The organism is Chryseobacterium sp. ON_d1, from assembly GCF_006829085.1.
Classification (GTDB): Bacteria; Bacteroidota; Bacteroidia; order Flavobacteriales; family Weeksellaceae; genus Chryseobacterium.
Genome location: NZ_BJTC01000007.1, coordinates 190,974 through 204,785, shown reverse-complemented (window position 1 = coordinate 204,785; position 13,812 = coordinate 190,974). Strand labels below are relative to the sequence as shown.

The 13,812-nt window shown below is 32.1% G+C and carries 16 protein-coding genes; 6 read left to right on the top strand and 10 right to left on the bottom strand.

Translation table 11 applies throughout. From position 1 onward, the window contains the following. Positions 1 to 32: 32 nt before the first annotated feature. The 10 genes from CRS_RS12900 to CRS_RS12855 all read right to left on the bottom strand — a co-directional run bounded on the left by CRS_RS12900 (position 33) and on the right by CRS_RS12855 (position 7,420). Positions 33 to 728: a VIT family protein gene (locus CRS_RS12900; protein ID WP_142724443.1), complete on the bottom strand. Its 696-nt coding sequence runs from the start codon at positions 726 to 728 to the stop codon at positions 33 to 35. 303 nt (positions 729 to 1,031) lie between these two features. Further along, positions 1,032 to 1,520 carry a hypothetical protein gene (locus CRS_RS12895; protein ID WP_142724442.1) on the bottom strand — a complete coding sequence of 163 codons (489 nt, stop codon included), beginning with the start codon at positions 1,518 to 1,520 and terminating at the stop codon, positions 1,032 to 1,034. A gap of 487 nt (positions 1,521 to 2,007) precedes the next feature. Continuing rightward, on the bottom strand, positions 2,008 to 2,664 hold the full coding sequence (locus tag CRS_RS12890) for a hypothetical protein (protein ID WP_142724441.1): 657 nt from the start codon (positions 2,662 to 2,664) through the stop codon (positions 2,008 to 2,010). A 371-nt stretch (positions 2,665 to 3,035) separates the two neighbouring features. Then, a complete protein-coding gene (locus CRS_RS12885) occupies positions 3,036 to 3,323 on the bottom strand; it encodes a hypothetical protein (protein WP_142724440.1) in 288 nt (95 codons plus the stop codon). 21 nt (positions 3,324 to 3,344) lie between these two features. After that, entirely contained in the window at positions 3,345 to 3,923 is a 579-nt protein-coding gene (locus CRS_RS12880) for a hypothetical protein (protein ID WP_142724439.1), read from the bottom strand. 3 nt (positions 3,924 to 3,926) lie between these two features. Further along, positions 3,927 to 4,949 carry a hypothetical protein gene (locus tag CRS_RS12875; protein WP_142724438.1) on the bottom strand — a complete coding sequence of 341 codons (1,023 nt, stop codon included), beginning with the start codon at positions 4,947 to 4,949 and terminating at the stop codon, positions 3,927 to 3,929. A 54-nt stretch (positions 4,950 to 5,003) separates the two neighbouring features. Then, on the bottom strand, positions 5,004 to 5,717 hold the full coding sequence (locus CRS_RS12870) for a hypothetical protein (protein WP_142724437.1): 714 nt from the start codon (positions 5,715 to 5,717) through the stop codon (positions 5,004 to 5,006). 149 nt (positions 5,718 to 5,866) lie between these two features. Next, positions 5,867 to 6,070: a hypothetical protein gene (locus CRS_RS12865; RefSeq protein WP_142724436.1), complete on the bottom strand. Its 204-nt coding sequence runs from the start codon at positions 6,068 to 6,070 to the stop codon at positions 5,867 to 5,869. A 30-nt stretch (positions 6,071 to 6,100) separates the two neighbouring features. Continuing rightward, entirely contained in the window at positions 6,101 to 6,574 is a 474-nt protein-coding gene (locus CRS_RS12860; RefSeq protein WP_142724435.1) for a hypothetical protein, read from the bottom strand. A gap of 312 nt (positions 6,575 to 6,886) precedes the next feature. Beyond that, complete coding sequence (locus CRS_RS12855) at positions 6,887 to 7,420, bottom strand: hypothetical protein (RefSeq protein ID WP_142724434.1); 534 nt, start codon at positions 7,418 to 7,420, stop codon at positions 6,887 to 6,889. Between the two features lie 1,242 nt (positions 7,421 to 8,662). Here CRS_RS12855 and CRS_RS12845 point away from each other — a divergent pair. Genes CRS_RS12845 through CRS_RS12820 form a run of 6 tightly spaced genes read left to right on the top strand, consistent with a single transcriptional unit; the run spans position 8,663 to position 13,801 of the window. Beyond that, a complete protein-coding gene (locus tag CRS_RS12845; RefSeq protein WP_142724433.1) occupies positions 8,663 to 9,319 on the top strand; it encodes a TetR/AcrR family transcriptional regulator in 657 nt (218 codons plus the stop codon). A 3-nt stretch (positions 9,320 to 9,322) separates the two neighbouring features. Next, entirely contained in the window at positions 9,323 to 10,645 is a 1,323-nt protein-coding gene (locus tag CRS_RS12840) for an AarF/ABC1/UbiB kinase family protein (RefSeq protein WP_142724432.1), read from the top strand. Next, the gene (locus CRS_RS12835) at positions 10,646 to 10,801 is read left to right on the top strand and encodes a DUF2256 domain-containing protein (protein ID WP_123865290.1); all 156 of its coding nucleotides are present in this window, start codon (positions 10,646 to 10,648) and stop codon (positions 10,799 to 10,801) included. Continuing rightward, on the top strand, positions 10,753 to 12,054 hold the full coding sequence (locus CRS_RS12830; protein WP_142724431.1) for a DASH family cryptochrome: 1,302 nt from the start codon (positions 10,753 to 10,755) through the stop codon (positions 12,052 to 12,054). The genes CRS_RS12835 and CRS_RS12830 overlap by 49 nt, the downstream gene beginning before the upstream one ends. Beyond that, complete coding sequence (locus CRS_RS12825; RefSeq protein ID WP_142724430.1) at positions 12,042 to 13,520, top strand: cryptochrome/photolyase family protein; 1,479 nt, start codon at positions 12,042 to 12,044, stop codon at positions 13,518 to 13,520. Before CRS_RS12830 ends, CRS_RS12825 begins: the two co-directional genes overlap by 13 nt. After that, on the top strand, positions 13,520 to 13,801 hold the full coding sequence (locus CRS_RS12820) for a TIGR03643 family protein (RefSeq protein ID WP_142724429.1): 282 nt from the start codon (positions 13,520 to 13,522) through the stop codon (positions 13,799 to 13,801). The genes CRS_RS12825 and CRS_RS12820 overlap by 1 nt, the downstream gene beginning before the upstream one ends. The last annotated feature ends 11 nt before the right edge of the window (positions 13,802 to 13,812 follow it).

Sequence of the window (13,812 nt, the reverse complement as noted above, 5' to 3'; positions counted from 1 at the left end):
AATATCGTAAGTTCTTATATATTATTCTTGCGCTAAGTTATAGTCATACCAAAGAAATGTCCTATTAATGCTGTTACTCCCATAGCAACAGTTCCCCATAAGCATATTCTTAGCACAGCAATTCCTATTTTTGAACCTCCTGTTTTAGCTGAAATTGCCCCTAAGATCATTAGGAAAATAATTGAAAATCCGTATTGGAAGTATACCATTTCCTTAATCGGAGCAAAAAGAGAAACACCAAAAGGTAATAATGCTCCTAAAGCAAATGAACCCAAAGATGCAAATGCAGCCTGCAAAGGTTTTGCCTGAGTAATTTCATTGATTCCCAATTCATCGTGAACATGAGCAGCCAAAGCATCGTGATTACTTAATTCAATGGCGACCTGTAAAGCAGTTTCTTTGCTTACACCTCGCCTTTGATAGATTTTAGCTAATTCTCCTAACTCCACTTCCGGCATTTCTTCAAGTTCCCGTTTTTCTCTTAAAAGATCAGCTTTTTCTGTATCCTCTTGTGAGCTAACTGAAACATATTCTCCTGCAGCCATAGACATCGCTCCTGCAATCATTCCTGCTAATGCAGCAAGAATAATGGTATTTCTATCGGGATTAGCTGCAGCAACACCAATTACAATACTTGTAGTAGACAACAATCCGTCATTTGCACCTAAAACCGCTGCACGAAGCCAACCGACTCTATTGACATAATGTTTTTCCAATTGATGATGCATAAGCTTATTTTTTTGTTAAAAAATGACTTACCAAAGATCTTTAGCAAGTCAAATTTAAACTGATTTTATTTAAATCTCAAATTAAGGGAAAGATTATCTGATTTGATTCTATTATAGAAGAAAGTATAATACTGAAAAACAATCAGTTTCTAGATAAACAAAGCCAATTAAAAAGTTTCTTAGCAGAAAAAAAGTCTGTAGTTTCTATTTCACTTGGCTCAAACAAATAAGTAATCTACAATAGTGTTTGAAGACATCCTCGTTACTTGACAAATAGACAAATGGTTCAACTAAAGAAAGTTGTTAACTACTGCCATTGATTAAATTAGCTTTATCATCAAATTTATAATTTACCAGAAAAATTTCTTTTACAATTTTTACTTCATCGCCTTCTCCATCAGCCCAAATAGTGTTACTGTCATCTGCGAAGTATGAGTGTCCTTTATCAAAAATTACCGAATCTGAAGGACAGTACAATGATTCATGCGGTTCCTTATAATCTGTAATGGTCTTGCAATTCAGCTTATCTGAAATAATTTTTGCCAGATACTGTCCCCGTTCTAGCGCATTCTTATCCGGAGTTCCTGCTATTTCAATCATAATGGGAAATTCACTTTCATTTTTAATAAGACTGAAACAAATTGAATGATCATCAAGTTGTTTTGCATCCTCAATTTCCCAAGTGTTTCCCTGATCAAAATAATGAATTTTGCATCCTTTAAAAGTCTCGGATAGAATGCCTTTAATGATGTCTTTCTTTATTTGTCTGTCAATTCCAATTTGTTCCAGCATACTGTCTTGTTTAGTTGCAGATAATGGATTAGGTATTCCAAAAGGACTGAAATATCATTCCATCTTTCTAATTAACACCATTAAACCATTTATGTTTCAACAAAGAATTTAAATGAAGTTTATAGTCATACCAACCCGAACCCTCATAATGTTTTATTAAGTCAAGATTTTTCAGGACTTTCAATATGTCATTATAATTTTCACTCGTTAAATTAATTGATTGCTTCAGAATATTATTTATTGATTTAGAAGCTTCAAATTCCGGTAGAAATTCCGGATACTTTTCTGAATTTGATTGGAAAGACTTACACATCATTTCCATTCTCTTAATTTGCAGTTTTAATTGTTCCTCCGTCATACTTATTTGCATATAAATTTATTGTTTACCCTTTCAAGAATTGCTCTATTATTTAGTACTAATTTCGTTTGCTGTAATACCATATAATGAATGTTCAATGTTTTTTGTTGTCTTTGTAAATATTTGCTTTCAGGGATATTCAAATCCAAACTCAAATTTTTCTAATCTGTCATTCCATAATTTATAACTTGCAAAATATTTGGGCATATTGTTCTTTTCCAAAATTTTTGATTTACTGTCTTGCGGTTGTTCAATGACATAATAAAGTTCTATGTAATTTTTTGTACTGTCAATTGGTGCATAACAATCCCCCAATTTTTCAATAATTTGCTTTTTTGTCAGGCCTAATTTTATTCCTTTTCCTGTTGCAAATGTATCAAAGTTTAATTCTTTAAATTCACCATTGGGTTTATCCGATTTCTGAACTTTAATTATTGAAATCTGGTTTTTACTATCTCCGGGATGTTGTGTTAATGTTAGAATTTCGCCTTTAAGTTTTGAATAAAAACGATAATGGTCTAATGTATCCATATCATTTTCCGAACCAATAATTTTTGTGGCACTTTCTGAATTTCTTAAAATTATTCCGGAAAGTGATACATCAGGCTCATCAAAAATACAATTTGATTTTTTAAGTTTTTCAATCGCTTCAAATTTTAACCTTTCTGCTTTGTCCGGCTCGGGAACAAGTTCAGTTCTTTCATGTTCGCCTTGAGTTTGTTTTTGTATTTTATTGCAGTTATTCAACAATGTTAATGTCAAAATTATAATTAAAGTATTTTTCATTTTTTCTGTTTTGAAGTTTCATAAAGGAGTTTTTATTTTATAAAAAACACTCTTCCATCCCAGGAAAACTCTCCGCCTCGTCCCCATGTCGCATAATAAATAATACTCAAACAAATAATGGAGCTTATCACAATAAGTGGAAGCCAATATTTATTGTTATTTTTCTTCTTGAGCCACCTTGTAATTAAGACATGTCCAACAGTTGCTAAAATAATCGGCGGGAAATAAATAATGTTTCCTAGCCCATGACCAAAGTTCAAGAGCCCAAGCATTGTCAAAACACAAAGTCCAATCAGTATCCACAGAACGATCCTGTTAAGTTTTTTTAAATTCATCTTTATAACTTTCATGTTATTGCATATAAGAAGAGGTTAATTATTTTTTAAGGTAGTAATCTGCTGAAAAATTCTTTCTCCCAATATTGTATCCCCTACGAATTCATCCCATTGACAGGTTGGAGCAAACCATATAAATAAATCTTCCAGAACGGCTTTGTTTCCATTTTCCAATTCAAAAATATGATCTTTTAAATCTTTGTGAAATTCTTCAGCAGAAAAATATTGACCTGAGTATCCGCCTGAAAATTCTGACAACATCCTTTCAGCTTGTCTTAAGCCATTGATTAAAGATTGGGTGTCATTTTTGAAGTCATTTTCCATTTCAAAAGATTTCAACCGGATTTACTTATTCATGAGTTCCTGCAGTTTACGGAAATCACCACAACTTCCGAAATTTCGGATATTTCTTTCAGTGCCTATTATTGTCGCAAGATGACAGCTATAACAGATCTTAGCAATTCCTACAATCTGATCTTTTTTTCTGAAAATAAAGATATCTCTAAATGTAGGAATGCAAAAACTTCCTAAATCGTCATTACATGGCTTTTCGCTGAAAATAGTATTTATTTCTGGGTATCGTTTTTTATCAATATCAGTTTTCTTAAAACCGTATTTTATAAGTTTTTCAGGAAAATCCTCTTGTATTGTTTCAGGATAGTTATTTCTTAATAGTGACAAAAACAAGGAATCTTTTTTACTTATTTTTTTATAGTCGAATGAGTTTTTCTTTCTCTGATATTCTATGTCGGAAATATCTTGAGTACTAATATCTATTGAAAAATAATCAACCTGGTCAAAATCATAAAATGGCAATTCCTGAGCATGAATGGCAGAAGAAAATAATAAAAGTAGAATCAGAATAGACAGTAATTTGAATGAGAATTTCATAAATATTTCAAGGGTAATTTTAATAAATATCATAGCTTATTTTTCTTCATCAAATGTTTCATGATATTCTACAGTGTTTTGATTTCCGTAAGGGTAATCACCAAAGCGTTTTACAACATCATGTGTTGACAATAAAAGAAACTCATTGATTGCCATTTCATCGTTGCTGTGTGTATTGATGTAATCAAGAACAGTTAACGCAGCCTGCTCTCTCACTTTATCATATGTATGATTCGGAATATCAGATGTTTTTGAAATTCCATGAACAAACTGTTGGCTAACAATTCTCCATTTTAACCAAGCTTCAAAAAGATAAATGCTATACTTTTTTTGGTCTATAATTGATTTGTAAATCTCAATTGCTTTGTTAATTGAATTTTCATCAAGCCTTTCAGCGTTCCTTACATACTGATCTGCGAGTTCAATTTTATAAACATAATATTCCTGAAAGTCTGTTGTATGTTTTGAAATTTTCTCAAGCAGAACCAGAGCATCTTTCAAATTTGTTGTTTTTAATTTTTTGTATTTTTCATAATCGGCCGATTTAATATGATTGTTCTTATCAATCGTTTTCCAATACATTTCCTCGTTTATACTAATAAAATTGTGAGTTGCAAAAGTTGAGTAAAAATAATTCATATATTTGTCACTGAATGCTTTATACTTTTCAAAATCCTTTTTAAAATCAGGTGAATTAAAGCCTTTATTCCTGGAAATGCTGTAACTCTGTTTGGTCAACACTAAAAAATCGGAAATATAAGTGTTAAGAGTATCATTTTTAAAGTGAATCTTTTTTAAACTGTCACAGACTTTAATATAATCACCAAGCAATATTTTCAGTTCTTCATCCGAACTATCATCGATCGTAAGGTTTATCATTTCTTTTTGCTCAGCAATGATATTGTTTATATGAAAGGCTCTATAACAATCCTTTAGTCTAATGACTAATTTTGAATTGCTTTTAACCTCATCTAACAAATTCTGGCTGTAACTACTGTTAAAAATTAAAAATAATAGAATTAATGTCAGTAGTTTTGATTTAAAATTTAATCTATTCATTATTATTTGATTAAATACACACTATTTGATAATTTTGTTTTGTATATAATAAGCTTATAACGATTCAGCTTTATTCAGGATATAATTTGACTTATTTTTCCATTCACCATATTCCGCTAATGGTCTAAACCGCAATGTTGTGAATTCAAAATGAAAATCTTTTCTATCCCGTTCTTTCACCGCATTGATATGTCTTTTGGGCTGTGGCATTTTACTATGACCATGTACCATATCTGTCATTGCTTTTTGTGTTTTCCAAATGGAAAAAGTAGAAATAATGTTGGGATATCGAATAGAAGCCAAAGACAGAGTCGTCCTATTATCATCTCGAACTTGTTTTTCAACAGGCCTACCCCAACGAAGAAATCTTGGTATTTGCATATACTTCATTCGAGCGATAGTAACCGCTACTACAGGAGTATTTTCGTTTTCTATTTCCATCTCTTTTTTCGGAATTTGAAATCCTGAGATTCTTCCCCATTGTCTTAAGAATTCTAACCTTACGTGCCATCCTTTTGCTATTTGCCTTCCCCTTGAGGTGGATTGTAAAAAAACATTTAGGTCATTTTCATTTTCCCACTGAGCAAAAAATACAATTTCTCTGTTAAAAAATCTGGACTTAGAGAAAATAGGTGAACCTAGTATCATCGCAGACATGGTTTCCGCATAAATCAATCCCTTTATTTGTTTTGATTTAATGGGGAACAACATAATTCTGATAGCAGTGATTAATGGTAGCTTCACAAGATGATACGAAAATATAATCATTTTTTTGTCAGTCCAATTGGTTATGAATATTCTATATTTTTTTCTGAAAATATTCGAATTTTTTAAATTAATATCCGTTTTAACACATTATTATTCCTTATATCCTCTCCATTCGTGTTTTAATTTTAAATATTTATCTAATTCTACTGTTAAGAGTTTTGCCTGATTGTATAATTCAGTCTCCAGTCTTTTAGAAAAAATTTGGAAAAAGTAGCTATGGAAAGAAATAAACCAATAGAGATTGTAGCAAAAGCATCAAACCAGTCTTTTGCTGTTTTCTTATAATTTACTACAACTTCTCCGGCTTTTTCGATAATGGTCAAATTTTCAATTCTTTTTTCTGAATATTTCATAATATTTTGATCTGTCCCGTTATATTTTGATTAGTTTCTTAATCTCGAATACCTACTCACCACATTCATTTTAGAATCCCCTTGTTTTATAGTCAGAATATCTGTTTCTTGATTGTAATCAACAGTGTATTTGTATTTCTGATTAGCTTTTTCATCAAGAATTATGTTTCCTTCTACAAGTTTATATTTTAAGTTAATTTTTGTTTGATCTCCATCAAATTTATAGACTGTAATGGTGTTTTCATTAATATTGAGCTCAGCGGTTTTAAACTGATTATACAATTTTTCACCTATTCTTTTCTTTGCCTCGGAATCTTTAAGATTGCCTAATGTTTTCTCAAAATAATTGAGGGTATATTTTTCAGCATTTTCATAATAAATAGTATCTGAATCCATTGTATAGAGATTAAGCTTCCATATTCCGGAAATATCTTTATTAAGTCTCTTTTCAGGAAAAAATAAAATACTGATTATCAAAAATATCAAACAAGTAACAATCTTCATTTTAAGGCATTTATTGGATTATTTAGTATCGTTTTTTTGTTTTCTTTGCTTGAGGAAAATGCTCCACAATATAAAGGTGACTATTCCAATGAAGAATGTAAACATGAGCGCTACATTAAAAAAACCGGAAGCCTCATTGCCCATTGTTCTCCCCCAATAAGGAACCATCATCGCAATGCACACGCTAATCATGGCTAAGAATGATAGTGAAGATAATATAACAAATAGTATTAGTAGAATTCGGGTTATTAGTTTTAGTTGTTTCATGGAATTATTAAAGGAATCTCTAATTTAATATTAAATTAGAATATATTATTCAGATTTAGTTTTTACAAATCGTATAGTTTCAGCATTTTGCTTATTTGGATTCTCAAAATATAGACTATAATTATTATCATTATCATAAGGACTTGCCCATTGAGATAGATTGCCGTTTTCGTCATAGAATTCAAACAGCCCGTCAATACCTCCAGTTTTCCAAGTTCCCTGCTTTTTTAATCCTATTTTTTCATGACCATCAAATAAATAGGTTCCATCATCAAATAAGATTAATTTATATCCATTTATTTTACTTTTACTTGGTTTAAATGATTCATTGCCAGAAGAATTTAAAGTATAAATACCCGCAAAATTTTCCATTTCACTTTCATTGATTGATGGCAATGTTTTAAAATACCAAACAGCAATTAATCCCCAACACAAAATAGGAATAATGGTAATTTTAAGAGCCGTTTTTTTTAATGCAGAAGATTTTCTAATAACTGCTATCAACATTATAATTAATGCAATTACTATAAATAATCCACTGACTAAAAGAAGTAGTATGAATAATAGACTTTCTAGCATATTTTTCAATATTATTTCGGAAATTATATGATAGCTATATGACAAAAGATATGGTCAGGATGATAGAAGTTAAAGAACCAAATAACAGGCCCCATCCTATTTCTTGCATTTTTGACTTTTCCTGATATCTTAAATTGATGATAAGCCCTGATATAGCACAACAAGAAAATATGAATACTATTAAATCAAAACCATCTAGTAATTGCAGTACTGCAATCAGTAAAAATCCAGGGAAAATTTTTAGAACAAAAGAAATTAGTTTCAATTTTTTGCGTTTTTTGTAAATATAATAAAAAAATCAACTATATACTCTTCAAAATTTTGTATGTTTTTCATTTGTCAAATCCGGTAAAGCTTTCGCGGATGGAAAAATTCAATAATAACAAGTAATAGATAAAAGAAAATCCATTCTCTAAGCCAAGAGTGGAGAAAAATCAAAAAAAATTACATTTCACAATTGTGTGACGGACTCTTTTATTCCAAATGTAAATTATAAACAATGCAGTATCAGCGTTTCATATTCATTCTTTCCTCCCGCAGATCCAAAACTACATAGTAACTAAGAATAATTTCAGAATTGCTCAATTGATTTTCATATTTCTGCAATTGATCATACAATGCTGGAAAACTTTCAACTTTTCATCATAATTACTACAAATTTATCGCTTGTCACTATTGCCAGACTGTTCTGAATGTTGTAATCGATCTCTTACGCTTCTTATAAAATTCTGGACTACCGGAGAAAATAGATATTACAACCAGATTTTCGTAGTAAATGCTATCCTTTTCCGGAAATAATCCTTTTTAATTGGGATCTTCTTTATGACGATTGACCTAATGATTATAAATCTCCATTAATATCTAGAATTATTTTTTACCTACAAATTTCTATAATGTGTTTTTAAAGCTTAATTATTTCACCACCAACTTTTTACCGCTTCACCTATTTATTATATCATTGGTTTTAATATTTTGCTTTCTTTGTATCAATGAATAAGAATGAGCAAAAAATATATTTTTACAGTGCCTTTTTGATCACACTAATGGTCAAGTGGGCTCCAGTCATTTTCATTTTCTGAAAATGCATAGACGGTAAACATTCCAAAATCGGTTGGTACATTAGATTGAGCCTGTATTGTAAGCATTAGTTATATTTTAGATTGTTATCATAGTACAAATTTATACTTTATTTATTTAATTAGTAAAATTAATTACTAAATTTGTTGATAAATAATATCAATAATGGAACAAGAAAATATAATTACAGAACACAAAATATTTGAATTGTACGGCGATTATATCTTGAATCACGGCGAAAGACCAAAAAGCATTTACTGCTTCGCAAAAGACAATGAGTTCGAAGAAAAAGACTTCTACGATTACTTTTCAAGCTTTGAACAGATAGAAAAATCAATGTTGGCCAATCTCTTCGATAAGTCTGTAGAGCTGGCTTCGGAAGTTAACAGTTCTGATGAAATTACTTCCAAAGAAAAGCTGTTGAATGTTTATTTCATCTTTTTTGAAAATATGACGATGAACCGTTCTTTAGTTTTGATGATTTTAGGAAATAACAAATTACATTCGGCAAAAATGTCAAATCAGCTTAAGGAAACACATCGGCAATTCATCAGAACTCTCGGTTTTAATGATTGGGAAATGATTCAAAAAGCAAAAGATGATGTGAAAAATTTCCATCAAAAAGCTCGTGAAGAAGCTTTGTGGCTGCATTTGGTCTCCGCCATCGAATTTTGGAAAAAAGACACATCTCCCTCATTTGAAAAGACAGATATTTTCATTGAAAAAACAATTGATACAGGATTTGAACTGATGGATAATGAACCTTTACGAAAAGTAGTTGATCTCGGAAAGTTTTTATTTAAAGAAAAATTTAAAAAATAGTAGATGAAAACACTCAGTAAAATACCAACCGGAAAGTTAGAAAGAACCAGCAGTTTGCTGAAAGCGGGAGCAAAAATCGGTGTTAATTATATCAAATACTACGGAAATAAAATCACGAAGGATAAAGATGAGGACGAAGCAAGAAAGACTTTGAATGAAGACAACGCCACCGACATTTATGATTCTCTGAAAGAACTGAAAGGTTCAGCCCTGAAAGTTGCCCAGATGTTAAGTATGGAGAAAAACATTCTTCCGAAGGCTTATGTTGAGAAATTTTCTTTGTCGCAATTTTCGGTTCCGCCGCTTTCCGGCGCTTTGGTAAAAAAGACTTTCAGAAAATATTTTGGGAAAAATCCGGAAGATTTATTTGATGAATTTACGAATGAATCCGTCAACGCGGCAAGTATCGGACAGGTTCATAAAGCGAAAAAAGACGGTCAAAACTTTGCCGTGAAAATTCAATATCCCGGCGTTAGAGAAAGCATTTCAAGCGATTTAAAAATGGTAAAACCGATTGCGATGAAAATGTTTAACATCAAAAAAGAAGGTTCGGAATCCTATTTTCAGGAAGTGGAAAATAAACTGTTTGAAGAGACGGATTACGATTTGGAACTGAAAAGAAGCAAAGAAATTTCTGAAGAATGTGCTCATCTTCCGAATCTCGATTTCCCAAAATATTACCCTGAATTTTCGTGTGAAAGAATCATCACGATGGATTGGATGAACGGAAAACATTTCTCGGAATTCACAAAATTGAAAAATTCTCAGGAAGATTTGAACAAAATCGGACAGACACTCTGGGATTTCTATATGTACCAAATGCACGTCCTTAAGCAGGTTCACGCAGATCCACATCCAGGCAATTTCCTGGTTTCAGAAGATAAAAAACTAATAGTGATTGATTTCGGATGTATCAAAGAAATTCCGAATGATTTTTACGTACCTTATTTTGAGTTGGCTAAACTTGAGAATCTGAATAATCCTGAATTTTACAAAGAAAAATTATACGAGCTCGAGATTTTGAGTGCTAATGATTCTGCAAAGGAACAGGAATTTTTCACTAAACTATTCTACGAATTATTGGAACTGTTCACACGACCTTTCAACGAAGAAATTTTTGATTTCTCTGATGAATCGTTCTTTCAGGAAATTGCTGATCTGGGTCAGAAATATGCCAAACTCAGCGATATCAAAGGAATGAATACCAACAGAGGTTCGAAACATTTTATCTATCTGAACCGTACATTTTTTGGTTTGTACAATATGATGCACGATTTGAAAGCGAAAAATATTGTTATCAATCAATACAAAAATTTCATTCAATAAATGCCAGCCAACTTACCCTCAAAGATTTGTGAAGTCTGCGGACTGCCCTTCAACTGGCGGAAAAAGTGGAGGAAAAACTGGGACGAAGTAAAATATTGCAGCGAAAAATGCCGGAAAAACAAAAAATCAACATCCTCTGGTTCGGGAACAATTTAAGAATCAGAGACAACGAATCGCTTTTCAAAATAATGCGAGAAGATTTGCCTTTTCTTGCGGTATATATTTTTGACGCAACTTTTTTCAATTCGACACAATTCAGTTTTAGGAAAATTGGGAAATTTCGGGCTAAATTTTTGCTGGAGACGGTTTCGGATTTGGAAAATAATTTAAAGCAAAAAAAGATTCCGTTTCTAAAAAAATTTGGTCAAGTTCAAGATATTTTTAAGCAGATTTCCGAAGATTTTGAGGTTGAAAAAATATTCTGTCAGAGAGAATGGACGAAGGAAGAACTTGAAGTTGTGAATCAAATTAAGGCATTTTTGCCTGCTATAAAATGGGTGAAATCTTATTCTCAACTTTTGCTTCAACCACAATTCGTAAAGGAAAAATTAGATGAAATTCCTTTGTTGTTTACAACATTCAGACAAAAAACAGAGAAAGATTTTAAAATCAGAAATGAGTTTGATTCTGAACATCTGGTTTATAATAAATTCATATTAGATTTAAAAATAAACAGCGACAATATTTCATTACAGACTTTAGGTTTTGATGAATTTGAAATGCATCCATCCACGGCTTTTCCATTTTCAGGTGGAGAAACTGAAGGATGGGAACGGTTGAATCATTACTTTTTTGAAACTCAAAATCTAGGCTGTTATAAAGAGACAAGAAATGGTTTAATTGATAAAGACCACAGCAGCAAATTTTCTGCGTGGCTTGCTAACGGAAGTCTGTCTGCAGTATCTGTTTTCCACGAAATCAAGAAATATGAAGCGGAATTTGGAGAGAATGAATCAACGTACTGGCTTGTTTTTGAATTGCTTTGGCGGGATTTTTTTAAATATACTTCGATGCAGTTTCGGGAGAAAATATTTCAGCGAAACGGAATTTTAGATCGGGATTATGAGTGGAAATCTGACCAAAATTTAATCAATCAATGGATCAACGGCGAGACAGATTCCGATTTCATCAATGCGAATATGTTGGAAATTAAAAATACAGGCTGGATGAGCAACCGCGGACGACAAAATGTAGCTTCCTACTTTTGCAAGATCCTGAAGCAGGATTGGAGAATCGGCGCTGCTTATTTTGAAGAAATGCTCATCGATTATGATGTTCACAGCAATTACGGAAACTGGATGTACCTCGCCGGAGTTGGAAATGACCCGAGAAGCAGAACTTTTAACGCTGCAAAACAGGCTGAACAATACGATTCGGAATATAAATTCAGAAATTTATGGCTAAAGTAAAATTTTCAACGGCACAATTGATATTTCCGCACCAGCTTTTTAAGGATACGGATTATCTGGATAAAAATCAACCGGTTTTCCTGGTGGAAGAGTTTCTGTTTTTTAAACAATACAAATTTCATAAACAAAAAATTGCCTTGCAAAGGGCGAGTATGAAATTTTATGAGGAATATTTGACCAAAAAAAAATTCAAGGTTGAATATATTGACAGTACTTCCCCACTTTCTGATGTACGAAATTTAATCAAACATTTAGAAAAAGAAAAATTTAAAAAAATCTTCATTACAGATGTTTGCGACAATTGGCTTGAAAAAAGAATCAAGGAAACGAAGCTGGAATTAGAAATTATTGAAACTCCTTTATTCATAAACACTCGTGAAGAATTGAAAGACTATTTTGATAATAAAATATCTTATCATCAAACTGATTTTTACAAGCAGCAGAGAATTTCACGAAATATTTTTATGAGAGCAGGAAAACCTATCGGTGGAAAATGGACTTTCGATACAGAAAACCGTAAAAAATATCCTAAAAATAAGAAACCGCCGTCGATTCACTTTCCTGAAAATAGCAAATATTATGAGGAAGCGAAAATGTATACAGAGAAAAACTTCAGTGAAAATTATGGTAATTTAACTTCATATCAGCTTTATCCGGTCACTTTTGAAGAAGCAGAAAACTGGCTGAATCAGTTTCTGGAACTGCGGTTTGCTGATTTTGGAATCTACGAAGACAGCATCGTGGAGCGTGAACATTTTCTGCATCACAGCGTGCTTTCTCCACTGTTAAACATTGGACTTTTGACTGCCGAAAACGTTTTAAAAGAAGCGATTGATTATGCAGGAGAATATAAAACTCCCGTCAATTCTCTTGAAGGTTTTGTGCGGCAGATTTTGGGCTGGAGAGAATTCGTGAGGGGAATTTATCTCTATCAGGGAACTTTTCAGCGGAATCAAAATTATTGGAAACATCATAATCCACTCCCCGAATCTTTTTATACTGGAAAGACGGAAATTAAACCGATTGACAGCACAATTAAAAAGGTTTTGGAGACCGGTTATGCGCATCACATCGAACGTTTAATGATTTTCGCCAACTTTATGAGCTTGTTGAATCTTAATCCCAACGACGTTTATCAATGGTTTATGGAAATGTTCATCGATTCTTACGATTGGGTAATGGTTCCGAACGTTTATGGAATGAGCAGTTTTTCTGACGGGGGAAAAATGAGTACAAAACCGTACATCAGCGGAAGCAATTACATTAAAAAAATGAGCGATTACACCGATGGCGACTGGACGGAAAAATGGGATGCCCTCTTTTGGAATTTTGTGAATGACAAACAGGAATTTTTCAAAACAAATCCGAGATTGGGAATGATGTTGCGAACTTTAGACAAAATGACGGATCAGAAAAAATCCGAATATTTTAAAATTGCGAAACGTACGATTAAAAATTTAAAATAATGACGAAAGAATTTAATTTAATACAGACAGACCGCATCATTGAAATGGCTTGGGAAGACCGAACACCGTTTGAAGCAATAAAATTTCAGTTTGGTATTTCTGAATCTCAAGTGATTGAAATGATGAGGACAGAACTGAAACCATCAAGTTTTCGGCTCTGGAGAAAGAGAGTAAATTCGGGAACTAGCCAGAAACATTTGATGAAGAGAAATCCTGAGATTAGCAGGTTTAAATGTACGAGACAAAAGGCAATCAGTCATAATAAGATTTCAAAACGGTAAAATATTACAAA